The sequence below is a fragment of the Rhizohabitans arisaemae genome (assembly GCF_025996515.1).
Classification (GTDB): domain Bacteria; phylum Actinomycetota; class Actinomycetes; order Streptosporangiales; family Streptosporangiaceae; genus Rhizohabitans; species Rhizohabitans arisaemae.
Genome location: NZ_BLRH01000005.1, coordinates 66,281 through 92,442 on the forward strand (window position 1 = coordinate 66,281; position 26,162 = coordinate 92,442).

Sequence of the window (26,162 nt, forward strand, 5' to 3'; positions counted from 1 at the left end):
CGCGGTGTCCCGGACCCGTGCTCGGGTACCCCGCCGGGAACACGTGATCGACATTCCACATGATCGGCGGTGGTGTGCGTTCGCGGGGGCGTACACCACCGGCGTCGCGGAACCCCGACCCGGCCGTCTCACCTGTCCGCCGCCGAGGGGCCGTCGCCATGTGTGCATCCGCGGGCGCACACGACGACTCACCGATCGACTGACCCGCTTAGCCGTTCGGTGCCTAGGTGTGATCGCGCCAAGGGGAACGGCCCGCCGGGCCATGGCCGCGGCGGGTCACTCCCAGCGGAAGGTGCGGGCGGCGAGGATGAGGGTGAGGGCGGCCCAGGCGAGCAGGACCGCGACGCAGGCGATCGGCGGCGCGGAGCCGTCCCGCAGGACCGCCCGGAGCCCGTCGGTGAGGGCGGTGATGGGGAGGAGTTCCACGATCGGCTGCACCGAGGCGGGGAGCTTCTCGACGGAGAAGACCACCCCGCCGCAGCCCAGCAGGATCAGGTAGACGAGGTTGGCCCCGGCCAGGGTGGCCTCGGCACGGAGGATGCCCGCCATCAGCAGGCCGAGTCCGCTGAAGGCGGCGGTGCCGAGGAGGATGAGCGCGGCCGCGCCGAGCGGGGATCCCGCCGGCCGCCAGCCGAGCAGGAAGGCGACGACGACGATCGCCGCGACCTGGAGCACCTCGACGGCGAGCACGGCGACGGTCTTGGCGAGGAGCAACCCGGATCGGGAGAGCGGGGTGGCGCCGAGGCGCCGCAGCACGCCGTACCGGCGCTCGAATCCGGTCGCGATGGCCTGCCCGGTGAACGCGGTCGACATGACCGCCAGCGCGATGATCCCGGGGGTGAGGAAGTCGACGCGGGTACCCGGGACGTCGATGAGCGGGGCGACGGAGAAGCCGGCCAGCAGCAGGATCGGGATGACCATGGTGAGCAGGAGCTGCTCCCCGTGGCGCAGGGTCGCCTTCAGCTCGGCGCCCGCCTGGGCGAGCACCATCCGCGGGAAGGGCGCGGCGCCGGGCCGCGGGGTCAGGTCGAGGGCGGTCAACGCAGTTCCCGTCCGGTGAGTTCGAGGAAGACGTCTTCGAGGGTACGGCGTTCGACGGAGAGGTCCTCGGCCAGCACGCCTTCGGCCGCGCACCAGGCGGTGACGGTGGCGAGGAGTTCCGGCCCGACCTGACCCTCGATGATGTAGTGCCCGCCGGGCGATTCCTTGGCGGCGCTGCCCACGGGCAGCGCGCCGAGGAGCTCGTCGAGGTCGAGTCCCGGCCGGGCGCGGAACCGGAGCTGCCGTTCGGCGCCGGTGAGCTGGGCGGGGCTTCCCTCGGCGACGACCCGGCCCCGATCGATGATCACGACGTGGTCGGCGAGGCGTTCCGCCTCCTCCATGTGGTGGGTGGTCAGCACCACGGAGACCCCGGCCGCCCGCAGCTCCCCGATCAGCTCCCAGCACGCGTGCCGGGCCTGCGGGTCGAGCCCGGCGGTCGGTTCGTCGAGGAACACCAGTTCGGGGCGGCCGACGACGGCGGCGGCGAGGGAGAGCCGCTGCTGCTGCCCGCCGGACAGCCGCCGGACCGGGGTCCGGGTGTGCTCGGCGAGGCCGAGCCGGTCGAGCAGGGCCACCGGGTCGAGCGGGTGGGCGTGGAACCGGGAGACCAGCCGCAGCCAGTCCCCGGCCCCCGCCGCCGGGGGCATCCCGCCCGACTGAAGCATCACCCCGACCCGCGGCTTGAGGTCCCGCGCCTGGCGTACCGGGTCCAGGCCGAGCACCCGGACGGTCCCGGAGTCGGCCCGGCGGAAGCCTTCGCAGATCTCGACGGTAGAGGTCTTCCCCGCCCCGTTGGGGCCGAGAACGGCGGTGACGGCGGCCCGCTCCGCGGTAAGGGAGAGGCCGTCCACTGCGATCTTGGAGCCGTAGCGTTTGACCACGTCGGTCAACTCGACGGCGGGGGAGCTCATGACCCACGAGTTTAGGCGCGCCCGGGTGAGGCTTCGCCGCGTCCCCCCGCGAAACCCGGAAGGCGCGGGATCTCGGTGGCGCACGCCCTTTCCGGTACGGCCCCAAAGCGGCTCAAGCGTCTGCGCCCGTCTCGCACATGCCCGGGTCTCACATGATCTTTGTGATGTGTGCGCTTCCGGAGGTGCACAGATCACAACGATCTTCTGGTGATAGACGGGCGGGGGTGCGGTGGCGGAGTTCCGGTTCGGGCTTTGGCTACGCAGCCCTTGCGGGCCTTGGTTTCAAGTGATCGTTGTGGTGTGCGCGCCCTTGGGGGTGCGTGGATCGCAATGATCACCGGGGCGCGGTGGCGGTGGTCTGGTTTGGAATGTGGTCGCGTAGCCGTACCTGCCTTGTTGTGGATGACCTTTGTGATGTGTGCGCCTCCCGGGGTGCCTGGACCGCGACGATCACAGGAGGTGGCGGGTGAGCACAGTAAATGTTCCGGACATAACCACTCACGGTCGCCTATATGGCCATAAGCCCATGCTTACGCTGGATCTATGGTGCAGGTCAGCGCGTACGAGCCGGGTATGCCGTGCTGGGTGGATCTGTCCAGCCCGGACTTGCCCGCCTCCGTGGAGTTCTACTCGGCCCTGTTCGGCTGGGAGGTCGCCATGGACCCCCGTCCGGAGGCCGGGGGGTACGGGCTGTTCACCCTGCGCGGGCTCCGGGTCGCCGGGATCGGGCCGATGTTCCAGCAGGAGACGCCACCGGTCTGGAACACCTACGTCAGCTGCGGCGACATCCGGGCCGTCACCACCGCGGTGCGGGATCACGGCGGCTACGTGTTCATGGAGCCGATGCGGGTGCTGACCGAAGGGGACATGGCGGTGTTCGCCGATCCGAACGGCGCGGTCTTCCTGGGGTGGCAGCCGCGGGCGAACCCCGGGGCGCAGCTGGTGAACGAGCCGGGGACCTGGTGCTGGAACGAGCTGGAGACCCGGGACGAGGACACGGCCAGGGAGTTCTACTCCGCGGTGTTCGGCTGGGGGTTCCGGACGGGCTCGGCGGGCGGGTTCGACTACACGGAGTGGCTGCTGGGGGACAGGCCCGTCGGGGGCATGATGCCGATGGGGTCGTTCTACCCGCCCGAGGTCCCGCCGCACTGGATGACGTACTTCCACTGCGCGGACTCCGACGCCACGGCGGCCCGGGCGGTCGAGCTGGGGGCCGAGGTGCTGCTCGCGCCGATGGACACCCCGGCCGGTCGGGTGGCCATGCTGGCCGATCCGCACCGGGCGGCCTTCTCGGTGATCGCCGGCATGTCGGCGTAGGGCAAAATCTCTGTCTTTAATCGGGAATGCGGCTCCCCGTAATACGGTTGTGCTCTTCCGGCTCACGTCATCTCGCGCCCGCGAGACCAGGGACGGCCCGAAGGGTGGGGATCGCGGATGACCGGCGTCACCGAGGCCGGGTCGCGGCTGGATCAGGTGGCGCCGAGCGCCGGACGACGGGTTCCGATGCTGATCGTCCTCGGGGTGGTCTCCGCCATCGCCCCGCTCTCCGTCGACCTCTACCTGCCCGCCTTCCCGGCGCTGGCCGCGGAGATGTCGGCGGGGCCCTCCCAGGTCCAGCTGACCCTCACCTTCTTCCTCATCGGCTTCGCGGCGGGCCAGGTGTTCGCCGGGCCGCTCAGCGACGTACGGGGCCGCCGGGGTCCGCTCCTGGGCGGGCTCGCCGTCTACGCGCTCGCCTCCGCCCTGTGCGCCTTCGCCCCGTCGGTGGAGGTGCTGATCGCCCAGCGGTTCGCCCAGGGTGCCGCGGGCGGCATGGCGGTCGTCATCGTGCGGGCCGTCGTCCGGGATCTCTACAGCGGCCCGGCGATCGCCCGGATGTTCGCGAGCCTGCTGCTGGTCAGCGGGCTCGCCCCGATTCTGGCCCCGGTGATCGGGGCGGAGCTGCTGCGCTTCACCACCTGGCGGGGGCTGTTCGCCGGGATCGCCGCGGCCGGTGTGGTGATGATCGTGCTCGTCCTGCTGCTCGTGCGGGAGACGCTTCCGGCCGATCAACGGGCGGGCGGGGGAATGGGCACGAGGGCGGCCGTCTTCCGGGGGCTGCTGCGGGATCGCTCCTTCATGGCGTACGCGCTGGCGGCAGCCTTTGGATTCGCACAGATGTTCGCCTTCGTGGCGGCGTCGCCCTTTGTGTTCCAGCAGGTCTACGGCGTCACACCCCAGACCTTCTCGCTGATCTTCGGGCTCAACGCCCTGGTGATGGTGATCGCGGCTCAGGTGGGCGGGCGGCTCGCCGGGCGGTTCCGCCAGCAGGGGATCCTGCTCACCGGCCTGCTGATCGCGCTGGTGGGTGCGGCGGCGATGGCGGTCGTCACCGCGGCCGGAGGCGGCGTCGCCTGGTTCACGGCCGCGCTCGTCGTCGCGGAGATCGGGGCCGGGCTCACCCTGCCCGGTGCGGGCGCCCTGGCCCTCGGCGGTCAGCCCGCGCAGGTCGCGGGGAGTGCCTCGGCGCTGCTCGGGGTGTTCCAGTACGGCTGCGGCGCGCTCGCGGCCCCGCTGGTCGGACTGGGCGGGCCGGGTACGGCTGCGCCGCTGGCCGTGGTGGTCGGCGTGTTCGCCGTCGCGGGCCTGGTGATCTATCTGATCCTCCGTCCGCGAACGGGTGTTTCCGCAGGTTAGGTAAGGCTAACCTGCGTGATGAATTCCACCGGGGGATCCTCGGAGACCGTTTGTCGGCGGGAAGGAATTACGTCACACTGATGTTGTGAAAAGCGTGACAGGGATGACTGCCGCCATGACCGAGCGCGGAACGCGCGCCCGGGTGGCACGGCTTATCCTGGAGCACGGCCCCGTGACCGCCGCCGCTCTGGGAGAGCGTCTCGGCCTGACGCCCGCGGGTGTCAGGCGGCATCTGGACGCCCTCCTCGGCGAGGAGATGATCGAGGTCCGGCAGGCCCGCACCCGGGGGCAGCGCGCCCGGGGACGACCGGCCAAGCTCTTCGGCATCACCGACGCCGGCCGGAGCGCCTTCGAGCACACCTACGACGACCTGGCCACCGGCGCGCTGCGCTTCCTCGCGGAGCGGCTCGGGGAGGAGGCCGTCGCCGAGTTCGCCCGGGAACAGGTGTCCGACCTCGAACGACGCTACCAGCCGGTCGTCGACGCCGCACCGCGGGAGGCGCAGGTCCGCGCACTCGCCGAGGCCCTGTCCGGGGACGGATACGCGGCGAGCGCGTCGAAGGCGAGCGTGGGCGGCGAGCAGCTGTGTCAGCACCACTGCCCCGTCGCGCACGTGGCGGCGGTGTTCCCGCAGCTGTGCGAGGCCGAGACCGAAGCCTTCGCCCGATTACTCGGAACGCCTGTGCAACGACTTGCGACCATCGCCCACGGCGACGGGGTGTGCACGACCCATGTGAGCCCCGACGCCTTGTCCGTACAGAACGCCAGCAAACGCCCCCGCATCAGAGAGGGAGGGGAGACCAAATGACCGTCCGCGCGCCCCTCCACCCCCGTGTGGGTCCACCTTCGTCCGGAGGGACCTCCTCATGACAGTCACCGACCGTCCCGAGCTTGAGGGCTTGGGGAACTACAAGTTCGGCTGGGCCGACTCCGACGTGGCAGGAGCCGCCGCACGCCGCGGGCTGTCCGAAGAGGTCGTGCGCAACATCTCCGAGCTCAAGAACGAGCCGCAGTGGATGCTCGACCTGCGGCTCAAGGGCCTGAAGCTCTTCCGCAAGAAGCCGATGCCGACCTGGGGGTCCGACCTCGGCGGGATCGACTTCGACAACATCAAGTACTTCGTCCGCTCGACGGAGAAGCAGGCCACGTCCTGGGAGGAACTGCCCGAGGACATCAAGAGCACCTACGACAAGCTGGGCATCCCCGAGGCGGAGAAGCAGCGGCTGGTCGCCGGGGTCGCCGCGCAGTACGAGTCCGAGGTCGTCTACCACAAGATCCGTGAGGACCTTGAGGAGAAGGGTGTCATCTTCGTCGACACCGACACCGGGCTGCGCGAGCACGAAGAGATCTTCAAGGAGTACTTCGGGTCGGTGATCCCGGTCGGCGACAACAAGTTCGCCTCGCTGAACACCGCCACCTGGAGCGGGGGCAGCTTCATCTACGTGCCGCCGAACGTCAACGTGGAGATCCCGCTGCAGGCCTACTTCCGGATCAACACCGAGAACATGGGCCAGTTCGAGCGGACCCTGATCATCGTCGACGAGGGCTCCTACGTGCACTACGTCGAGGGCTGTACCGCGCCGATCTACTCCTCGGACTCGCTGCACAGCGCCGTGGTCGAGATCATCGTGAAGAAGAACGCGCGCTGCCGCTACACCACGATCCAGAACTGGTCCAACAACGTCTACAACCTGGTCACCAAGCGCGCCGTCGCCTACGAGGGCGCCACCATGGAGTGGGTCGACGGGAACATCGGCTCCAAGGTGACCATGAAGTACCCGGCGGTCTACCTCATGGGCGAGCACGCCAAGGGGGAGACCCTCTCGGTGGCCTTCGCCGGTGAGGGCCAGCACCAGGACGCGGGCGCCAAGATGGTGCACCTCGCGCCGAAGACCTCCAGCACGATCGTCTCCAAGTCGGTCGCGCGCGGCGGCGGGCGGACGAGCTACCGCGGCCTGGTCCAGATCGAGGAGGGCGCGGCCGGCTCGGCGTCCACCGTCAAGTGCGACGCGCTGCTGGTCGACCAGATCAGCCGGTCCGACACCTACCCCTACGTCGACGTCCGCGAGGACGACGTCTCCATGGGGCACGAGGCCACGGTCTCCAAGGTGTCCGAGGAGCAGCTGTTCTACCTCATGAGCCGCGGCCTGAACGAGGACGAGGCGATGGCCATGATCGTACGTGGCTTCGTGGAGCCCATCGCCCGTGAGCTGCCGATGGAGTACGCCCTGGAGCTCAACCGTCTCATCGAACTCCAGATGGAAGGAGCCGTGGGCTGACCATGGGGCTGGAGACCAAACCCTTCGCCACCTCGCTGATGCGCCGCGCCGGCGGTGTGGAATCCCGGCCGTCCCTGGCCGACTTCCCCGTCCCCGGCGGCCGTGAGGAGCTGTGGCGGTTCACGCCGCTGCGGCGCCTGCGCGGCCTGCACGACGGTACGGCGGTCGCGGGCGGGGCCGTCACCGTCGCGGTGGACGCCGCGCCCGAGGTCACCGTCGAGACGGTCGGCCGGGACGACCACCGGATCGGCCGGGCGCTGCTCCCGCCGGACCGGGTGAGCGCGCAGGCGTACGAGGCGATCGAGAAGGCCACGGTCATCACCGTGCCCAAGGAGGCCGTCGCCTCCAGGCCGACCACGGTGACGCTGCACGGCGAGGGCCTGGGCGCCGCCTACGGCCACATCGTCGTGGAGCTGGAGCCGCTCGCCGAGGCCGTCGTGGTCCTGGACCACACCGGGAGCGCGACCTACGCCGACAACATCGAGTTCGTCGTCGGCGACGGCGCCTCGCTGAAGGTCGTCAGCCTGCAGGACTGGGCCGCGGACGCCGTACACGTCTCGTATCACCACACCCGGCTCGCCAAGGACGCCACCTTCAAGAGCTTCGTGGTGACGCTCGGCGGGGACCTCGTACGGATCTCGCCCACGGTGGACTACACCGGGCCCGGCGGCGACGCCGAGCTGATCGGGCTCTACTTCGCCGACGCCGGCCAGCACCTGGAGCACCGGCTGCTCGTCGACCACACGGTACCCAACTGCCGGAGCAACGTGCTCTACAAGGGCGCGCTGCAGGGCGACGGCGCGCACGCGGTCTGGATCGGCGACGTGGTCATCCGGGTCGAGGCCACCGGCACCGACACCTACGAGTACAACCGCAACCTGGTGCTCACCGACGGCGCCCGCGCCGACTCGGTGCCGAACCTGGAGATCCTCACCGGTGAGATCGCCGGAGCGGGCCACGCCAGTGCGTCCGGCCGACTCGACGACGAGCACCTGTTCTACCTGTGCGCCCGGGGGATCCCCTACGAGGAGGCCCGGCGGCTGGTGATCCAGGGGTTCTTCGCCTCGCTCATCGAGCGGATCGAGGTGCCCGAGGTCCGCGACCGGGTGTCGGCGGCGGTGGAGCGCGAGCTGAGCGCGACCCTGGCCGAGGCGGCGGTCCGATGAGCTTCGAGAAGGTGTGCAAGATCAACGACATCCCGGAGGACGGGGTGATCGGTGTGGAGATCGGCGAGACCCCGGTCGCGGTGGTGCGCACCGGCGACGGTGTCTACGCGCTGCACGACGTGTGCTCCCACGCCGAGGTGACCCTCAGCGAGGGTGAGGTCTACGACCACACCTTGGAGTGCTGGCTGCACGGCTCGTGCTTCGACGTCCGTACCGGCAAGTCCACCGGGCCGCCGGCCACCAAGCCCGTTCCCGTTTACCGAGTCAAGATCGAGGGCGACGACGTACTCGTCTCGCTCGACCAGGAGCCCTAAGTGTCTACCCTTCAGATTCACGACCTGCACGTCGCCGTCGAGACCGCGGACGGCCAGATGGAGATCCTTCGCGGCGTCGACCTGACCGTACAGTCCGGGAAGACCCACGCGATCATGGGTCCGAACGGGTCGGGCAAGTCCACGCTCGCCTACGCGATCGCCGGTCACCCCAAGTACACGATCACCGGCGGGCAGGTCCTGCTCGACGGGGAGGACCTGCTGGAGATGAGCGTCGACGAGCGTGCGCGCGCCGGGCTCTTCCTGGCCATGCAGTACCCGGTCGAGGTGCCGGGCGTCTCGGTCTCCAACTTCCTCAGGTCGGCCGTGACCGCCGTCCGCGGTGAGGCCCCCCGGCTGCGGGACTTCGCCAAGGAGCTCAAGGGCGGGATGGACGCGCTCGCGATCGACTCCGCGTTCGCGCAGCGCAACCTGAACGAGGGCTTCTCCGGCGGGGAGAAGAAGCGGCACGAGATCCTCCAGCTGGAGCTGCTCAAGCCCAAGATCGCGATCTTGGACGAGACCGACTCCGGCCTCGACGTGGACGCGCTGCGGGTGGTTTCCGAGGGCATCAACCGGTTCCGCACCTCCGGTGACACCGGCGTGCTGCTGATCACCCACTACACCCGGATCCTGCGCTACGTGAAGCCGGACTTCGTCCACGTCTTCGCGGGCGGCCGGATCGTGGAGGAGGGCGGCCCCGAGCTGGCCGAGCGGTTGGAGGCCGAGGGCTACGCCCGCTACGCGGGCGACGAGAGCACGAAGGCGCCTGCGTGACACGAGCGAATCCGGCGGCGGAGGCGGTCCGGGCCACGGCGCAGACCGTGGACTCCGGCACGCCTCCACAGCCCGCCATCCCCCCGCTCGACGTCGACGCGATCCGGAAGGACTTCCCGATCCTGTCCCGGCTGCTGCCCGGCGGGCGCCCCCTGATCTACCTCGACTCCGGCAACTCCTCCCAGAAGCCCGTCCAGGTCATCAACGTCATGCGCGAGCACCTGGAGGAGCACTACGCCAACGTCGGCCGCGCGCTGCACACCCTCGGCAGCGAGTCGACCGACGCCTACGAGTCCGCCCGGGACAAGGTGGCGGAGTTCATCGGCGCCCCCGCCCGGGACGAGGTGGTCTTCACCAAGAACGCCTCGGAGGCGATCAACCTGGTCGCCCGGTCCTTCCGCGGCCGGAGTGAGCCCGCCGCCGGGTTCGGCGACGAGCGCTTCCGGCTGGGTCCCGGCGACGAGGTGCTCATCTCGGAGATGGAGCACCACTCCAACATCGTGCCGTGGCAGATGCTCTGCGAGCGCACCGGCGCCACCCTGCGCTGGTTCGGCGTGACCGACGAAGGCCGGCTCGACATCGGGGATCTGGACGAGCTGCTCAACGAGCGCACCAAGATCGTCTCGCTGACGCTCCAGTCCAACGTCCTCGGCACCGTCAACTCGATCTCCCCGATCGCCCGGCGGGCCCGCCAGACCGGCAGCCTGCTCATGCTGGACGCCTCCCAGGGCGTGCCGCACATGCCGGTGGACGTGGTGGAGACCGGCGCCGACTTCGTCGCCTTCACCGGGCACAAGATGCTCGGCCCGACCGGCATCGGGGTGCTCTGGGGGCGTGCGGAGCTGCTCGACGCCATGCCGCCGTTCCTCGGCGGCGGGGAGATGATCGAGACGGTCTCCATGGAGGGTTCGACCTACGCCCCGGTGCCGGCGAAGTTCGAGGCGGGCACCCCTCCGATCGTGGAGGCGATCGGACTGGGCGCCGCCGTCGACTACCTCTCGGCCGTCGGCATGCCGTCGATCAAGCAATACGAGCAGGAGCTCACCCGGTACGCCCTCGACGCCCTCCAGGACGTCCCCACCTTGAGGATCATCGGACCGAGCAACCCGATCTCCCGCGGCGGGACACTCTCATTCGTCCTGGGTGACATACATCCGCACGACGTGGGGCAGATCCTCGACGACGAGTTCGGGATCGCGGTACGGGTCGGGCACCACTGTGCGCGGCCGTTGCACCGGCGCTTCGGAATACCGGCGACGACCCGTGCGTCTCTGTACCTGTACAACACCCGGGACGAGATCGACGCTCTGGTCCGGGGCCTGCACCACGTCCGCACTATATTCGGTTAGGCGCCCAGCCCAATGATCGCTGAGTCGATGTACCAGGAACTGATCCTGGAACACTACAAGCACCCGCAGGGACGCGGGTTGCGTGAGCCGTACGACGCCGAGGTCCACCACGTCAACCCCACCTGCGGTGACGAGGTGACGATGCGGGTGAGGTTGACGGAGGGCGGCAAGGTCGACGACATGTCCTACGACGGTCAGGGCTGTTCGATCAGCCAGGCCTCGGCCTCGGTCCTGCACGAGCTCACGGCCGGTCAGAGCGTCGCCGAGTCGCTGGTCCTGATCGAGGAGTTCACCCGGCTGCTCCAGGGGCGGGGGAAGGTGGAGGCGGACGAGGCCGTCCTCGGGGACGCGGTCGCCTTCGCCGGGGTGGCCAAGTACCCCGCCCGGGTCAAGTGCGCCCTGCTGTCGTGGATGGCGTTCAAGGACGCGGTGGCGAGGGCCGGATGAGGTGCCTTCCACGGTTCGCCGCGGCGGGCCCCGACGAGGAGAGAGTATGAGCAAGCCAGTGGAGACACCGACCCAGGCGGCGTTCGACGGAGAGGTGACCGTCGACGAGGTGACCGAGGCGCTGAAGGACGTCGTCGACCCCGAGCTGGGGATCAACGTCGTCGACCTGGGGCTGGTCTACGGGGTGAACCTCGACCCGGCCGAGGCGGGCCCGGTGGCCACCATCGACATGACCCTGACCAGTGCCGCGTGCCCGCTGACCGATGTGATCGAGGACCAGACGCACGCCGCGCTGGACGGCATGGTCTCCGACGTGAAGATCAACTGGGTCTGGCTTCCGCCGTGGGGGCCCGACAAGATCACCGATGAGGGGCGGGAGCAGCTGCGTATGCTGGGGTTCAACGTCTGAGCACGCGCGGCGTCGCCGTCGGATGGGCGCCCGGGTCCCGATGTGGGACCGGGGTGCTTGTGATGTGGCTCCCATTCCCCCGTCCGCCGGTTCGGTTGTGCTTGAATCGGTTTTAGATTTCACGGTATTGCTAGTACCATAAGTGTTTTTGTGGGCCGGGAAGAATTCGGCACGCATCTCCCGTGCTGATAACTCGGACGGACCAGGGTACGACCGGTCACGGTTGGATCCTGGATTATCCCAGGTCATCGACGATGTCGATGGCATCAGCGCGACGCGGGGGCCTTGAGCCTCCGCACCGCGCCGCGTCCCAAGGCGACGCGTCGCTCCATGGCTCGTCCTTTCGCAGAAGATCCTTTCTCAGAAGAGGCGTGCCGCTGGCGTCTCTGCGAGAGAAAGGCACCACGCTTTGACTACGACCGCGTTCGATGCGGCCATCCTTGTTTCCGGCGACAACGCCCTCGACGCCGAGGAGGCGACCGGAACCCCCGGCCGCCCGGTGATCGGGTTCGCCGAGCTGGGTCTCCCCAAACCCCTGGTCGGCGCACTCGCCCGGGCAGGCATCACCAGTCCGTTCCCCATTCAGCAGGCGTGCATCCCCGACATCCTGGCCGGGATGGACGTGCTCGGGCGCGGCCAGACCGGGTCCGGCAAGACCCTGGCCTTCGGGCTGCCCACGCTGGCCAGGCTCGGCGGGGTCAAGGCGGCCCCCAAGCGCCCCCGGGCCGTCGTGCTGGTGCCCACGCGCGAGCTGGCGATGCAGGTCAACGACGCCCTTGAGCCGCTCGGCCGCGGGCTCGGGCTGCGGATGAAGACCGTCGTCGGCGGCACCTCCATGGGGCGCCAGATCGACGCGCTCCGCCGGGGGGTCGAGATCCTCGTCGCCACGCCGGGCCGGCTCACCGACCTCGTCCAGCAGGGTGTCTGCCAGCTGGACGACGTGGAGATCACGGTTCTGGACGAGGCCGACCACATGTGCGACCTGGGATTCTTCCCGGTCGTCACCGCCCTGCTGGAGAAGACCCCGGCGACCGGGCAGCGGCTGCTGTTCTCCGCCACCCTCGACGGCGACGTCGACAAGCTCGTCCAGCGGTTCCTGAGCAGCCCGATCACGCACTCGCTCGCCCCGCCGACCTCCAGCGTCGAGACGATGGACCACCACGTGGTCCAGGTGAACGCGGCGGACAAGTTCGCCGTGGTGGCCGAGATCGCCAACCGGGAGGGCCGGACGATCCTGTTCGTCCGCACCCAGCACGGGGTGGACAAACTGGTCAAGCAGCTCGCCCGGGTCGGCATCCGCTCCGGTGGCCTGCACGGCGGCAAGCGGCAGAACCAGCGGACCCGGACCCTGGCGGAGTTCCGCGAGGGCCGGCTCGGGGTGCTCGTGGCCACGGACGTGGCAGCGCGGGGCATCCACGTCGACGACGTGAGCCTCGTCCTGCACGTCGACCCGCCCGCCGACCACAAGAGCTACCTGCACCGCGGCGGCCGTACGGCGCGTGCGGGGGAGCGGGGCACCGTCCTCACCCTCGTGCTGCCGAACGAGCGGCGCTCCACCGACGCGCTCACCCGGCGCGCCGGGATCAAGCCGTTCCGCCTGAAGGGCACCCCCGGCCACCCCCGCCTGTCGGAGGTCGCCGGGGCCAAGGAGCCGAGCGGCGAGCCGATCGTCCTGGACGAGGGGCCTCCGCCGCGGACCCGCCAGGGTGGCGGCGCCCGCCGTCCGCACCGCGCGGGCGGCCCCAGGCGCACCGAGCACCGCGGCCGGCGCTTCGGCGAGCCGCGGGAGCGCGGGGAAGGGCAGGAGGGGTCCGGGTACGGCGCCCAGCGGTCGCACGGCTCGGTCGGCGGTGACTCCGCGGGCGAACGCGGCCAGGGCCGCGGGCCGCGCCGGGGCGCGCCGCGCGACGGCGGTGCCCGCCGCTTCGGCCGTACGGCGCCGCGGGACTGATCGGCGGCCGATCACGCGGGTCGCGGGGTGGGACGGCGTCTTCTCCGTCCCACCCCGCTAATCTGGAAGCACCATCGCCGCCGATTCCGAGAGAGATCATGAAGACCTTCGACGAGCTGTTCGACGAGCTGTCCGAGAAGGCCCGCACCCGGCCCGCGGGCTCGGGGACCGTGGCCGCGCTCGACGCCGGGGTCCACGCGATCGGCAAGAAGGTCGTCGAGGAGGCCGCGGAGAGCTGGATGGCGGCGGAGTACGAATCGACGGACCGCGCGGCCGAGGAGATCTCCCAGCTGCTCTACCACGTCCAGGTGCTCATGCTGGCGCGGGGGATCCGTCTCGATGAGGTCTACAAGCATCTCTAGGCCTCATCCAGGCCTGCCTCAGCCCTCGCCGACCTCGTGTGAAAGCTGGTCTTCCCATGCTCCGTCTCGCCGTTCCCAACAAGGGCGCCCTCGCGGAATCCGCCCAGTACATCCTGAAGGAAGCCGGGTACCGGTCGCGTAAGGACAGCAAGGAGCTCGTCCTCGTCGACCTGGAAAACTCGTGTGAGCTGTTCTTCCTCCGGCCCCGGGACATCGCCGTCTACGTCGGGGAGGGGACGCTCGACGCCGGGATCACCGGCCGGGACATGCTCTTCGACTCCGGTGCGCCCGCCGAGGAGGTCATGCCGCTCGGGTTCGGCCGGTCCACCTTCCGCTTCGCCGCCAAACCCGGCACGCTCAAGAGCCTTTCCGACCTGAACGGCCTGCGGGTGGCCACGTCCTACGCCGGATTGCTCGACAAATACCTGGCCGAGCACGGGATCGACGTGCGGGTGATCAAGCTGGACGGCGCGGTCGAGACCGCGATCCGGCTGGGGGTCGCCGACGCGGTGGCCGACGTGGTGGAGACCGGGACCACGCTGCGCAACGTCGGCCTGGAGGTCTTCGCCGAGCCGATCATGCAGTCGGAGGCGTTGCTGATCAAGCGGGAGGGCGCGCAGGAGCCGGCCGGGCTGAGCCAGCTCATCCGGCGGCTGCAGGGCGTCATGGTGGCGCGCGACTACGTGATGATGGACTACGACATCAAGGCCGAGCGCATCGAGGAGGCGATCGCCCTCACCCCCGGGATGGAGGGGCCGACGGTCTCCCCGCTGCACCGGGAAGGCTGGGTCGCGGTCCGGGCCATGGTGCGGCGCAAGGGGCACCAGCAGGTGATGGACGCGCTCTGGGACATCGGCGCCCGCGCGATCCTGGTCACCGACATCTACGCGGCCAGGCTCTGACGGCCGGCGCTCAGACGAGTGCCGCCGTCGCCTTGATCGCCAGATCCACCTGGGCCGGGCTGGTGACGATGCTCGGCCCGAAACGCAGGTAGACGTCCCGGTACGGGGTGATCCCCGCCACCACGCCGTGCTCGTCGCGCAGCCGCCGTACCACGGCGGCCGGATGGTCGGAGGCCACCGCACAGCAGACCAGGCCCGCCGAGAGCGCGGGATCGCGGGGGGTGATCAGCCGCAGCCCGCCGATCCCGGCGAGTCCCTCCTTCAGCCGGGTCGCGAGCTCCCTGGTCCGCTCGGCCACCCGGGCGCGGCCGATCGCCTCGTGGAAGGCGAAGGCCTCGGTCACCGCCCATCGGTGCTCGAACGAGTGGTATCCCCCCGGGGTGTGCGGGTTGTCCGGGCCGGAGAAGCTGGGGATGACCGGGGTCACTGCGTCCCAGGCCCGTCCCCAGACCAGGCCGGTGCCGCGCGGGCCGAAGAGCCACTTGTGGGTCCCGGAGACCAGGAAATCGGCCCCGAGGTCGTCGACCCCCGCGTCCACGGCGCCCAGGCCGTGAATGCCGTCCACGCAGAGCAGCGCCCGGTTCCGGGGCTCCAGATCCCGGTTGAACTCGGCGAGCATGTCGGCGACGGCCTTCACCGGAAGCCGTACCCCGGTGCCCGAGTGGACCCAGGTGATCGCGACCACCCGGGTGCGCGGGGTGAGGCGGGCCCGAAGGCGGGAGACGATCTCGTCGACGGTCGCGCTCGCCGGGTCGTCGTAGAGACGGGCTCGGTCGACGGCGACCCCGTGGCGGGAGGCGGCCAGGGCGATGCTCTCGTGGGTGGCGTAGAAGTCGTGCTCGGTGGTGAGGATCCGCTGCCCCGGGCGGAGCTTCAGGCCGGTGTAGAGCAGCCCGAGCCCCATGGTGGTGCTGTCGGTGAGGGCGATGCGGCCGGGGTCGGTGCCGAGGTGGCGCGCGGCCGCCTGGCGGACGGCCTCCTCCCGCCCCTGCGCGTTCTCGCCTCCCGTCGCGCCGTGCAGGTATAGGTCGGTGTCGGCGTCGAGGCCCTGGCGGTGCCGCTCGACGGCGGCGCGCACCGGAGCGGGGTGCGCGGCGAGGGTGAAGGCGGCGAAGTGCGCGAGCGCCGGGTCGAGGGCGAACTGGGCGCGCACCGAGTCCCAGTCGGCCGGGTCGAACGGGGCGGCGGTGTCCTTCCGAGGGGGTTGAGCGGGTTCGGAACCCGTGGCGGTACATCCGGCGAGCCCCGCGACGCCGGCGAGGACTCCACCGCCGAGGAGCGCGCGCCTGGTCGGATTCGCGGTCACGGCATCCTCCTGGGTGTTTGTCGTGCCTGTCCAGGCGGGCGACGGACCGCCCGGGGCCACGATAGGCGGTGACCGTCTCCGCCTGGGCTCGGCAGAGTCACGATCTTCTGTCAACTTCAGATCTACATTGTAAAGCCGCAGGCCGTACCGGTCCGGGATCGTGCACTCCGTCAGACGGCATGACCACCGCGCGGGGATCCCACCAAGACCTTCCCGTCACGTGTGCTCCCCGGTGCCGGGTGATCGTTGTGGTGTCTGTTCCCCGTGGGGAGCGCAGAACGCAAGGATCACCCGGGCGGGGCGGGGTGGGGCGGGGGTTGTGGTTGTTTTGGGCTTGCTTGTCGCGGTTTGAGCTCCTGGTGTCGATGATCGTTGTGGTGTGTGGGCTTCCTGGGGTGCGCAGAGCGCAAGCATCACCGGGGATGTCAGGTCGGCCGTGGGCGCTGGAGTCGGGGTCGGTGGGGTCGGCCTGTCGCGGGGTGCGCGCCCCTGTGTTGGGTGATCGTTGTGATGTCTGTTCCCTGTGGGGTGCGCAGAGCGCAAATGATCACCCGGGATTTCGGCCGCGGTCGCTCGGGTCGGGCGTGGTCTGCGTGCCTGGTCTTAGGTGATCGTTGTGCTGTTCGCACCTCCTGGGGTGCGCAGAGCGCAATGATCATCCGGGCGGGGTGGGGTTGTGGCTTTTCTGGGTTTGCTTGTCACGGTTTCCTGGCGCTGATGATCGTTGTGGTGTGTGGGCTTCCTGGGGTGCGCAGAGCGCGAGGATCACTCGCGGTCGGATCGGGTGCGGCCTGGGCCGGGGTGCCGGGTCCGGTCCGGGGTGGATCCGGGTGGAGGGCGTCGGCGGGGCCGAAGCAGGGGAGCGGGCGCTACCCTGGTCGGCCATGAAGGGACGACCCGCCGCGGGGGGCGGACGCTGGATCGAGGTGGCGCCCGAGCGCGTCGAGCGGTGGATCGAGGGGTTCGCGGCGCGGCACGGGCAGGGTGGTCCGGTGGAGACCGAGGTCACCCCCGAGACGGTGCGGCTGCGCGGCGCCGACGGGGCCGTGGCCGAGCTTCACGTGCCCTTCCCTCCGCTTGAGGGGACCCTGGCCGAGCACGCGGCGCGGGAGCGGCGGGTCGGTGTTCTGCTGGTCCGGCTCGGCGGCTACGCCTCCGGGGTGTTCCACGGCACCCGCCTGATCGCCTCCAAGGTCGGCTCACGGCAGGTCCACGGCCGCAGCGCGGCCGGGGGGTGGTCCCAGCAGCGGTTCGCCCGGCGCCGGGAGAACCAGGCCGCCACGGCCCTCGGCGAGGCGGCGGACGTCGCCGCGCGCGTGCTCGGCCCCGCGGTGCCGGAGCTGGACGCCGTGATCCTGGGGGGTGACCGCAAGGCCGTCGACACGCTCCGGGGAGACCCCCGGCTCACCCCGGTGTTCGCCCTCGCCGCCGAGCCCTTCCTCGCCGTCCCCGACCCCCGCCTGGCGGTCCTGGAGGGCACTCCCCGGCTGTTCCGCGCGGTCCGCGTACGCATCGTGGAGTAGCGGGACGGGTGCCATGCGGAGCGGACTCAACCGGCAGGGTTTGCGAGCGCGTAGACTGATCGGCATGTCCGCTCCTGTCGATTGATCGACTCTCGCCCCGGTCCCTTTCGTCGATTTTCGCTGCCCAGGAGCGTTTCCCTCCCATGATTATCGCAACCAGTCTCGAACTCCGCGCCGGTTCCCGCCTGCTCATCGAGGGCGCCGGCTTCCGGGTCAACCCCGGAGACAAGATCGGGCTCGTCGGCCGAAACGGCGCGGGCAAGACCACGCTGTGCAAGGTCCTCGCGGGTGAGGGGCAGCCCGCCGCGGGCGCGGTGACGCGCAGCGGCAACGTCGGCTACCTGCCGCAGGATCCCCGGACCGGGGACCTTGAGGTGCTCGCCCGGGACCGGATCCTGGCCGCCCGCGGGCTCGACGAGGTCCTGCGGGAACTGCGCACGGCGGAGCTCGGCATGGCCTCCGACGACGAGCGCCGCCGCGACCGGGCCGTCCGCGCCTACGGGCGGCTGGAGGACCGGCTGCACGTCCTGGGCGGGTATGCGGCCGAAGCCGAGGCCGCCTCGATCGCCTCCAGTCTCGGCCTGCCCGACCGGGTGCTCCAGCAGCCGATCGGCACCCTCTCGGGGGGGCAGCGGCGCCGGGTCGAGCTGGCCCGGATCCTGTTCAGCCAGGCGGAGACTCTCCTGCTTGACGAGCCCACAAACCACCTGGATGCGGACTCCATCTCGTGGCTCCGTGAATTTTTAAAGTCTCATCAAGGTGGCTTGGTCATCATCAGCCACGATGTTGGCCTTCTTGACGCGACGGTCAACCGGGTGCTCCACCTCGACGCGAACCGCTGTGTCATCGACACGTACAACGTCGGCTGGAAGACCTATCTGAGCCAGCGGGAGACGGACGAGAAGCGGCGGAAGCGGGAGCGGGCCAACGCCGAGCGACAGGCGTCGGCGCTGCTTTCTCAGGCGGATCGGATGCGGGCCAAGGCCACCAAGGCCAAGGCGGCCCAGGACATGGAGCGGCGCGCCAAGCGCCTGCTTGGCGGCGTGAGCGAGGAACGCCGCTCCGACAAGGTGGCCAAGTTGCGTTTCCCGCAGCCCGCACCGTGCGGACGTACCCCGCTGACGGCGACGGAGCTCTCCAAGTCCTACGGCTCCCTGGAGGTCTTCACGGACGTGAACATGGCCGTGGACCGGGGGAGCCGGGTGGTGATCCTCGGGCTGAACGGCGCGGGCAAGACGACCCTGCTCCGCCTGCTGGGGGATGTGGAGAAGCCCGACACCGGCGAGGTGGTGCCGGGCCACGGCCTCCGCCTCGGCTACTACGCCCAGGAGCACGAGTCCCTGGACCCCGAGCGCACCGTCCTGGAGAACATGCGCTCGGCCGGGGCCGAGCTGACCGACGGGGACCTCCGCAGCGTCCTGGGGTCCTTCCTGTTCTCCGGCGACGACGTGGACAAACCCGCCGGGGTCCTGTCCGGCGGGGAGAAAACCCGGCTGGCACTGGCGACCCTGGTCCTGTCCGCGGCCAACGTCCTTCTGCTCGACGAACCCACGAACAACCTCGACCCGGTCAGCCGGGAGCAAGTGTTAAATGCACTTAGGTCCTATTCTGGGGCAATTGTCCTCGTAACGCATGATGAGGGTGCTGTGGAGGCTCTCCAACCGGATAGAGTGATCTTGCTTCCTGACGGTATAGAGGATTCATGGAGTGATGATTTTTCCGATCTCGTCGCTCTTGCCTGATCTTTTTTTGACGGGTACGGATCTTTTCCCGTGCAGTAGGTAGCCGATCCGGCTGGAATGACTGATCATGGCGTGGGTAACGCTGCGGAAGACTGGCATTACAGGAGGTACTTGTGGCCGAGACTCTGAAGAAGGGCACCCGGGTGACCGGGGCCGACCGCGACAAGCTCGCCGCGGAGCTCAAGAAGCGCTACACGGCGGGCGAGAGCATCCGTGCTCTGGCCGCCGCGACAGGTCGTTCGTACGGGTTCATCCACCGGATCCTCAGCGAGTCCGGGGTGACTCTGCGGGGTCGCGGGGGTGCGACTCGCGGCAAGACCAAGCGCTAACAGTCGGAAAAGTGCAAACGCAGCCGTCCGTCCTGCGTCGTCGCGTTCGAAGGCTGACTGCGGTGGGGTCAGAGGCTGAAGCCGCCGGGTTCGAACGCGACGGCAGGCGAGCAGGAGAGAGCGATGGCGGACACAATTGGGGGGAGCCGGGGGACCGTCTCGGCGACGGAGTTCGCGGAGGCAGGTCTCCATCTCGACGTGGGGGGCGGGCTGGCGACGATCACGCTGAACCGGCCGGAGCGGCGCAACGCCATGACGTTCGCCACCTGGTCGGCTCTGGCCGAGATCGGAGCCGGTCTGCCGCCGGATGTTCGCGTGGTCGTGCTGCGGGGGGCCGGTCCGTCGTTCTCCGCGGGTGTCGATTTGCGGATGTTCCAGCCTGAGGGCGTGCCCGGTCAGGGCTCGTTCCCGGCGCTGGCGCGTCTGGACGACGCGGAGTTCGACCAGATGATCGCAGCCGCGCAGGAGGGGTTCACGTGGCTGCGCCGACCGGACGTCGTCTCGGTCGCCGCCGTCCAGGGGCATGCGATCGGCGCGGGATTCCAGCTCGCGCTCGCCTGCGATCTCCGGGTGCTGGCGGCGGACGCCAGGCTCTGCATGAAGGAGCCGACGCTCGGTCTGGTGCCGGATCTCACCGGGACCAAGCCGCTCGTCGACGCCGTGGGGTACGCCAGGGCGCTGGAGATCTGCCTGACCGGCCGCGTGGTGGGCGCCGAGGAGGCCCGTGAGCTGGGCCTGGCCGAGCTGGTGGTGCCGGGGGACGGGCTCACCGAGGCGGTGCGGGACCTGTGCGCCGCGCTCCTGGCCACGGACCGGGACACCGCGACCGCGACCAAGCGGTTGCTTCAAGGCGCCGCGGGACGTACCTTGACGGAGCAGGCCGCCTGTGAGCGGCGTGAACAGGTCGCCCGGATGAAGGCGCTGTTCGGCGCGGGACGACCAGGTGCGTGACCGGTCCGCAGACGTGATCTCGGGCCTGGTGGGTCTTCGCCTGCTGTCGTACTGTGGGGCTACTCGCGCGTAGCGGCGACGGGTGGGGGGATTTCCGCAGTTTCCGGCGGAGAAGGCCCGATCCGAGGATGGCCGCGCGGAGAACTCGGGAGACGCCCGAGGACACGTCGGTCACGATGTTCGCTTTCGGCGGAGTCCACCGCCGGAATCTTCGGGATATCTCCGCCGCTGCTTCGAAGCGAGGAGGTTCCATGATGGATTCCGGTCGCGGCTACGGCCCTTCGCCCATGCGCTCGTTCAGCCGGGACAGCTCGGTCACCCGGCAGCGCCTGGCGCCGGGCACGGTTCGCCGGATCGCCGGATACGCCAGGCCGTACATCCGCCAGATGGTGGTGTTTCTCATCCTGGTGGTGGCGAGCGCCTTCGTGATGATCGCCAACCCCCTGCTCCTGAAAGCCGTGATCGACAACGGCATCCTGCCCAAGGACACCGGCCTCATCGTCACGCTCGCGATCGTCATCGCGGTGCTCGCCGTGGTCGACGCCGTGCTCTCCCTGGTCCAGCGGCTGTACTCGGCCCGCATCGGGGAAGGCCTCATCTACGACCTGCGGACCCAGGTCTTCGACCACGTGCAGCGGATGCCGCTGGCGTTTTTCATGCGGGCGCAGACCGGCGCGCTGGTCTCCCGGCTCAACAGCGACGTGATCGGCGCCCAGCGGGCGCTCACCTCCACGCTCGCCTCGGTCGTCTCCAACGTGGTCAGCCTGGTACTGGTGCTGATCGCGATGATCGTCCTCTCCTGGCAGGTCACCCTGGTCGCCCTGGTCCTCCTGCCGATCTTCATCTTCCCGGCGAAGTGGGTCGGGCGGCGGATGCAGGAGGTCACCCGGGAGCAGATGCAGCTCGGCGCCGAGATGAGCTCGGTGATGACCGAGCGGTTCAACGTCGCGGGGGCCATGCTCGTCAAGCTGTACGGCCGTCCCGGCGACGAGGCCGAGCTCTTCGACGGACGCGCCGCCCGGGTCCGGGACATCGGTGTCGTCTCCGCCATGTACGGCACGGTCTTCCGGGTCGCCCTCGGCCTGGTCGCCGCCCTGGCGATCGCCCTGGTGTACGGCGCCGGAGGTCTGCTCGTCGCGGGCGAGGCGATCGAGCTCGGCACCCTGGTCGCGCTCGCCGCGCTGCTCATGCGCCTGTACGGTCCGCTGACCAGCCTGTCCAACGTGCACGTGGACGTGATGACCGCCCTGGTCAGCTTCGACCGGGTCTTCGAGGTGATCGACCTCAAGCCGATGGTGGCCGAGAGCCCCCGGGCCAGGCCGCTGCCGGACGGGCCGGTCACGGTCGAGTTCGACGAGGTGGGTTTCGCCTACCCCTCCGCCGAGGAGGTCTCGCTCGCCTCGCTGGAGTCGACGGCCAGGCCCGACGGGGGAGCCGGGCAGCGGGTTCTGCACGGCGTCTCCTTCGAAGCCCGGCCGGGGGAGCTGGTCGCCCTGGTGGGCCCCTCGGGCGCCGGGAAGACGACGATCATCAACCTGGCCTCCCGCCTCTACGACGTGGACGGCGGCGCGGTCCGGATCAACGGCGTCGACCTCCGGGACGCCACCCTGGAGTCGCTGCACGACACGGTCGGCGTGGTGCCGCAGGACGCCCACATGTTCCATGACACGATCGCGGCCAACCTTCGCTACGCCCGTAAGGACGCCACCGACGCGGAGATCGAGCAGGCCTGCCGGGCGGCCCGGATCTGGGATCTGGTAAGTGCGCTCCCCGACGGCCTCGACACCGTGGTCGGCGATCGCGGATACCGGTTGTCGGGCGGGGAGAAGCAGCGGCTGGCGCTGGCCAGGCTGCTGCTCAAGGCCCCGGCCGTGGTGGTGCTGGACGAGGCCACCGCCCACCTGGACTCGGAGTCGGAGGCGGCGGTGCAGCGCGCGCTGAAGACGGCGCTGGCGGGGCGGACCTCCCTGGTCATCGCGCACCGGCTCTCCACGATCCGGGAGGCCGACCAGATTCTGGTGATCGAGGACGGGCGGGTGGCCGAGCGGGGCCGGCACGAGGAGCTGCTCACCCGGGGCGGTCTCTACGCGGAGCTGTACCGGACCCAGTTCGAGCACCAGGCCGTGCGAGGGGACGCGCTGCAACCGGCGGGGGAGGCCTGACCGCGGCGCCGCGGGCGATCGCGGTCAGTTGATGTACCCGAGCCGCAGGAGCTCGGATTGGGCGATCTTCTCGATGAGCGCGGCGTCGTCCGGCCGGAGCCGGGTGCGCCAGGCGCCGGTGACCGGCCCGCCGGCCACCGCGCTGCCGCTCGCGCCGAGGGTGGTGGTGGCGCCGATCGCCCCGTGCAGGGCCACCAGGGAGACCCGGGCCTCCAGGAAGCGGGAGACCGACTCGATCACCGGGTTGGGCTGGGTGATGAGGTCCTCGTAGCGGACGGTGAGGAGCTGGTCGGCCGGGAGTTCGGCGCGGAGCCGAGCCGAGATCCGTACGGCGTTGCGCCAGCGCAGCGCGCACTTGCCGGCCGTGGGCAGCGACGACCACTTCTCCCGGTGCTCGGCCTTGTTGATGCCGAGGAACGGGTTGGGGAACTCGGTGCCCTCGGCGAGCAGCGCCGGTTTGAACCAGGCGAGGCACGCCGGGTCGGCGAGCATGTCCGCGGCCACGTCCCGGCCGTCCCGGATCAATTGGATCAGCCGCGCGTCGGGGAACGCCTCGAGCAGGACCCGGGCGCTGTACAGCAGATCCGGGCTGGCGTCGCCGAACCGCGAGATCCCGCCGCTGGTCACGCAGGCCCCTTGGGTGGTGAGGCCTCCGGCGTCCCGGCAGAGCGCCGGGCAGTCCTGGCATCCGCCCGGGGTCAGCTGCCAGGACTCGGCGAGCGCGTCCCGCAGCACCCGGGTGGCGCCGGTGCCCTTTCCGTTCGGGATCGAGGGGCGCCGGGCGAAGGCGTAGACGACCCGGGCGACGCTGGGTCTGCCGACCGTGAGGTGGAAGCCGAAGGACCGTTTCAGGGCACGCGCCAGCAGGTCCGCGCCGGAGTGCGGGGCGCCGAGGACGAACACCGGCCGGCGGACCTTGATCCCGTTGACCACCAGGATGTGGGGAGTAGGTCTCATAAGCGAACACAGTCTGACACCGTTTGCGAGTGGAGACGGAGCGGCCGCGCCAGCGGAGTGCCTGATCAGCCGTGGGCGTCCGGATTGATATCGAATCGTGCCTCCTGACCGGGCCTCCCCGCGATCCGAGGGCGCCTTGTGTCAAGCGCCCCTGGAGGCGGGTCAGCCGGTGGCCAGGTCGACGGTTCCCGGGCCGGAGAGCGCACACGCCGTGTGGATCAGGGGAACGTGGCTGAACGCCTGCGGGAAGTTGCCGACCAGGCGCCGCAGGCGCGGGTCGTACTCCTCGGCGAGCAGGCCGACGTCGTTGCGGAGTCCCAGGAGGTGTTCGAACAGCTCGACGGCCTCCTCCCGCCGGTTCAGCAGGGCGAGGGCGTCGGCGAGCCAGAAACTGCACGCCAGGAAGGCCCCCTCGGTCCCCGGGAGCCCGTCGACCCGGTTGGCGTCGGAGTCCGAGGTCGCGTACCGCATGACGAGCCCGTCGACCGTGAGCTCTCGCCGCACCGCCTCGACCGTGCCGATCACCCGGGGGTCGGTGGGCGGGAGGAAGCCGACCTGGGGGATGAGCAGGAGGGCGGCGTCGAGCTCGGATGAGCCGTACGACTGGGTGAAGGTCCCCCGAACCGGGTCGAACCCTCGTTCGCAGACCTCGGCGTGGATCCGGTCGCGGGTCCGGCGCCAGCGCTCCAGCGGGGCGGTGTGCCCGAGGTGCCGGGCCGCGTGGAGCGCCCGGTCCAGCGCCACCCAGGCCATCACCTTGGAATGGACGAAGTGGCGGCGTCGCCCGCGGATCTCCCAGAGGCCCTCGTCGGGCTCGGTCCACTTGGTCTCCAGGTAGTCCATGAGGCTGCGCTGGATCGCCCAGGCCCGGCGGTCGGGGGGGATCCCGGCTCTGCGCGCCAGATGGAAGGTGTTCATGACCTCCCCGTAGACGTCGATCTGGAGCTGTTTCACCGCCCCGTTCCCGATGCGCACCGGGCGGGAGTTCTCGTATCCGGGGAGCCAGTCGAGCTCCAGCTCGGTGAGGCGGCGTTCCCCCGCGACGCCGTACATGATCTGCAGGTCCTGGGGCCGCCCGGCGATCGCGCGGAGCAGCCATTCCCGCCACGCCTTCGCCTCGTCCACGAACCCGCAGCGGATCAGGGCGTCCAGGGTCATGGCCGCGTCGCGGAGCCAGCAGTAGCGGTAGTCCCAGTTGCGGACGCCGCCGATGTCCTCCGGGAGCGAGGTGGTGGGCGCGGCGACGATCCCGCCGGTGGGTTCGTAGGTGAGCGCCTTGAGCGTGATGAGGGACCGTACGACGGCGTCCCGCCACGGGCCGGTGTAGGTGCAGCGGGAGACCCACTCGTTCCACAGCAGCTCGGTCTCCTTCAGCTGCCGGAACGGGTCGATTTCGGGGGGTCGCGGTTCGTGCGAGGGGTGCCAGGTGACGACGAAGGCGAGCCGGGTGCCGGGTTCGGCGGTGAAGGCGGCGCGGTGGCACAGGTCGTGGCCGTCGAGCGGGACCGGGCTGCGCAGCCAGACCGAGTCGGGTCCGCCGATCGCCTGGATGTGGCCGTCGATCCGGCGGACCCACGGCACGATCCTGCCGTAGTCGAAGCGGAGCCGGAGCTCCATCCGCATCGGCACCCGTCCGGTGACGCCCTCCACGATCCGCACCAGGTCGGGGGCGCGGTCGCGGTGCGGCATGAAGTCGATCACCCGCACGGTGCCGGTCGGGGTGTCCCACTCGCTCTCCAGGATGAGGGTGTCACCCCGGTATCGGCGCCGGGTGGCGAGCGGGTGCCCGGCCCCGGGGTCGCCGGCGGGGCCGATCCGCCAGTGCCCGTGGGATTCGGAGCCGAGGAGGGCGGCGAAGCAGGTGGGGGAGTCGAAACGGGGTGTGCAGAGCCAGTCGATGGAGCCGTCCCTGCCGATGAGGGCGGCGGACTGCATGTCGCCGACGAGCGCGTAATCCTCAAGCCGCATGCGGCCCATCCTGCCCGCCGTCTGGCGAACCTCACATCTTCTGGGCGACTCTCGGCCGGAAGAGCGGCATGAAGAACTGGGTGAGCGGTCCGATGCAGAGGGCGACCACCAGGGTGCCCAGGCCGACGGTGCCGCCGAGGAGCCATCCGGCGGCGAGGACGATCACCTCGATGACGGTCCGGGCGACCCGGATCGACCAGCCGCGGCGGGCAAGGCCCATCATGATGCCGTCCCGGGGGCCTGGGCCGAGCCCGGCGCCGATGTAGAGGCCGGTGGCGGCGGCGAGGATCGTCATCCCGGCGAGCAGGGCCAGCCACCGCAGCGCCAGGGTCTGCGGCGTGGGGATCAGCCAGATCGCCAGGTCGGCGAAGACGCCCACCAGGAGGGCGTTGCTGACGGTGCCGATCCCGGGGCGCTGGCGCAGGGGGATCCACAGGAGCATGATCGCGACGCCGACGATGACCAGCCAGACGCCGATGGACCAGCCGGTCAGCTTGGCGAGACCCTGGTGGAACACGTCCCACGGGCTGAGGCCCAGGGTCGATTCCACGGGGAGGGCGATGCCGACGCCATAGAGTGCCAAGCCCAGATACAGGCGTATCAGTCGTCCAAAGAGAGGGATCTTAGGGGGAGTTCCATCCAT

General features: G+C 70.3%; 24 protein-coding genes. 18 read left to right on the forward strand and 6 right to left on the reverse strand.

The annotated features are described in order from the left end of the window. Positions 1-276 precede the first annotated feature (276 nt). Together RUR_RS00850 and RUR_RS00855 are read right to left on the reverse strand one after the other, a co-directional pair. Positions 277-990, reverse strand: coding sequence for an ABC transporter permease (locus RUR_RS00850; protein WP_283132926.1), 714 nt, complete (start codon positions 988-990; stop codon positions 277-279). Positions 991-1,037: 47 nt separating this feature from the next. Next, the gene (locus RUR_RS00855) at positions 1,038-1,952 is read right to left on the reverse strand and encodes an ABC transporter ATP-binding protein (protein WP_283132879.1); all 915 of its coding nucleotides are present in this window, start codon (positions 1,950-1,952) and stop codon (positions 1,038-1,040) included. Positions 1,953-2,495: 543 nt separating this feature from the next. On the opposite strand from RUR_RS00855, the gene RUR_RS00860 reads away from it, so the two are divergent. The 13 genes from RUR_RS00860 to hisG all read left to right on the forward strand — a co-directional run bounded on the left by RUR_RS00860 (position 2,496) and on the right by hisG (position 14,581). After that, a complete protein-coding gene (locus tag RUR_RS00860) occupies positions 2,496-3,269 on the forward strand; it encodes a VOC family protein (protein WP_283132880.1) in 774 nt (257 codons plus the stop codon). Positions 3,270-3,386: 117 nt separating this feature from the next. Then, entirely contained in the window at positions 3,387-4,628 is a 1,242-nt protein-coding gene (locus RUR_RS00865) for a multidrug effflux MFS transporter (RefSeq protein WP_283132881.1), read from the forward strand. Positions 4,629-4,743: 115 nt separating this feature from the next. After that, positions 4,744-5,436 (forward strand): helix-turn-helix transcriptional regulator, encoded by a 693-nt coding sequence (locus RUR_RS00870; RefSeq protein ID WP_283132882.1) that lies wholly within the window; start codon positions 4,744-4,746, stop codon positions 5,434-5,436. Between the two features lie 58 nt (positions 5,437-5,494). Further along, the gene (gene sufB / locus RUR_RS00875) at positions 5,495-6,907 is read left to right on the forward strand and encodes a Fe-S cluster assembly protein SufB (protein ID WP_283132883.1); all 1,413 of its coding nucleotides are present in this window, start codon (positions 5,495-5,497) and stop codon (positions 6,905-6,907) included. A gap of 2 nt (positions 6,908-6,909) precedes the next feature. Continuing rightward, positions 6,910-8,073 carry a Fe-S cluster assembly protein SufD gene (gene sufD, locus RUR_RS00880; protein ID WP_283132884.1) on the forward strand — a complete coding sequence of 388 codons (1,164 nt, stop codon included), beginning with the start codon at positions 6,910-6,912 and terminating at the stop codon, positions 8,071-8,073. After that, a complete protein-coding gene (locus RUR_RS00885) occupies positions 8,070-8,387 on the forward strand; it encodes a non-heme iron oxygenase ferredoxin subunit (protein WP_283132885.1) in 318 nt (105 codons plus the stop codon). Before sufD ends, RUR_RS00885 begins: the two co-directional genes overlap by 4 nt. Continuing rightward, positions 8,388-9,161 carry a Fe-S cluster assembly ATPase SufC gene (sufC, locus tag RUR_RS00890; RefSeq protein ID WP_283132886.1) on the forward strand — a complete coding sequence of 258 codons (774 nt, stop codon included), beginning with the start codon at positions 8,388-8,390 and terminating at the stop codon, positions 9,159-9,161. A gap of 47 nt (positions 9,162-9,208) precedes the next feature. Continuing rightward, positions 9,209-10,510, forward strand: coding sequence for a cysteine desulfurase (locus tag RUR_RS00895; RefSeq protein WP_283132927.1), 1,302 nt, complete (start codon positions 9,209-9,211; stop codon positions 10,508-10,510). Between the two features lie 12 nt (positions 10,511-10,522). Continuing rightward, complete coding sequence (gene sufU / locus RUR_RS00900) at positions 10,523-10,957, forward strand: Fe-S cluster assembly sulfur transfer protein SufU (protein ID WP_283132887.1); 435 nt, start codon at positions 10,523-10,525, stop codon at positions 10,955-10,957. A gap of 46 nt (positions 10,958-11,003) precedes the next feature. After that, positions 11,004-11,366 carry a metal-sulfur cluster assembly factor gene (locus RUR_RS00905; protein WP_283132888.1) on the forward strand — a complete coding sequence of 121 codons (363 nt, stop codon included), beginning with the start codon at positions 11,004-11,006 and terminating at the stop codon, positions 11,364-11,366. A gap of 409 nt (positions 11,367-11,775) precedes the next feature. Further along, entirely contained in the window at positions 11,776-13,317 is a 1,542-nt protein-coding gene (locus RUR_RS00910) for a DEAD/DEAH box helicase (protein ID WP_283132889.1), read from the forward strand. Between the two features lie 98 nt (positions 13,318-13,415). After that, complete coding sequence (locus RUR_RS00915; protein ID WP_283132890.1) at positions 13,416-13,679, forward strand: phosphoribosyl-ATP diphosphatase; 264 nt, start codon at positions 13,416-13,418, stop codon at positions 13,677-13,679. 56 nt (positions 13,680-13,735) lie between these two features. Continuing rightward, the gene (gene hisG / locus RUR_RS00920) at positions 13,736-14,581 is read left to right on the forward strand and encodes an ATP phosphoribosyltransferase (RefSeq protein WP_283132891.1); all 846 of its coding nucleotides are present in this window, start codon (positions 13,736-13,738) and stop codon (positions 14,579-14,581) included. A gap of 10 nt (positions 14,582-14,591) precedes the next feature. Here the strand turns inward: hisG and RUR_RS00925 are convergent, their stop codons facing one another. Then, positions 14,592-15,887, reverse strand: a complete 1,296-nt coding sequence (locus tag RUR_RS00925; RefSeq protein ID WP_283132892.1) for an aminotransferase class V-fold PLP-dependent enzyme — start codon at positions 15,885-15,887, stop codon at positions 14,592-14,594. An 884-nt stretch (positions 15,888-16,771) separates the two neighbouring features. Between RUR_RS00925 and RUR_RS00930 the strand changes: the two genes are divergently transcribed. From RUR_RS00930 to RUR_RS00950, 5 genes are all read left to right on the forward strand, one after another. Beyond that, positions 16,772-17,410 carry an acVLRF1 family peptidyl-tRNA hydrolase gene (locus tag RUR_RS00930; RefSeq protein WP_283132893.1) on the forward strand — a complete coding sequence of 213 codons (639 nt, stop codon included), beginning with the start codon at positions 16,772-16,774 and terminating at the stop codon, positions 17,408-17,410. A 143-nt stretch (positions 17,411-17,553) separates the two neighbouring features. Beyond that, a complete protein-coding gene (locus RUR_RS00935; RefSeq protein WP_283132894.1) occupies positions 17,554-19,152 on the forward strand; it encodes an ABC-F family ATP-binding cassette domain-containing protein in 1,599 nt (532 codons plus the stop codon). A 113-nt stretch (positions 19,153-19,265) separates the two neighbouring features. Continuing rightward, positions 19,266-19,481: a helix-turn-helix domain-containing protein gene (locus RUR_RS00940; RefSeq protein ID WP_283132895.1), complete on the forward strand. Its 216-nt coding sequence runs from the start codon at positions 19,266-19,268 to the stop codon at positions 19,479-19,481. 123 nt (positions 19,482-19,604) lie between these two features. After that, positions 19,605-20,432 (forward strand): enoyl-CoA hydratase/isomerase family protein, encoded by an 828-nt coding sequence (locus tag RUR_RS00945; RefSeq protein ID WP_283132896.1) that lies wholly within the window; start codon positions 19,605-19,607, stop codon positions 20,430-20,432. A 251-nt stretch (positions 20,433-20,683) separates the two neighbouring features. Continuing rightward, positions 20,684-22,594 (forward strand): ABC transporter ATP-binding protein, encoded by a 1,911-nt coding sequence (locus RUR_RS00950; protein WP_283132897.1) that lies wholly within the window; start codon positions 20,684-20,686, stop codon positions 22,592-22,594. Between the two features lie 24 nt (positions 22,595-22,618). Here the strand turns inward: RUR_RS00950 and RUR_RS00955 are convergent, their stop codons facing one another. The 3 genes from RUR_RS00955 to yczE all read right to left on the reverse strand — a co-directional run bounded on the left by RUR_RS00955 (position 22,619) and on the right by yczE (position 26,162). Beyond that, positions 22,619-23,551 (reverse strand): sulfotransferase family protein, encoded by a 933-nt coding sequence (locus RUR_RS00955; protein ID WP_283132898.1) that lies wholly within the window; start codon positions 23,549-23,551, stop codon positions 22,619-22,621. Positions 23,552-23,713: 162 nt separating this feature from the next. Further along, on the reverse strand, positions 23,714-25,519 hold the full coding sequence (locus RUR_RS00960; protein ID WP_283132899.1) for a glycoside hydrolase family 15 protein: 1,806 nt from the start codon (positions 25,517-25,519) through the stop codon (positions 23,714-23,716). Between the two features lie 31 nt (positions 25,520-25,550). Then, positions 25,551-26,162, reverse strand: coding sequence for a membrane protein YczE (yczE, locus tag RUR_RS00965; protein WP_283132900.1), 612 nt, complete (start codon positions 26,160-26,162; stop codon positions 25,551-25,553).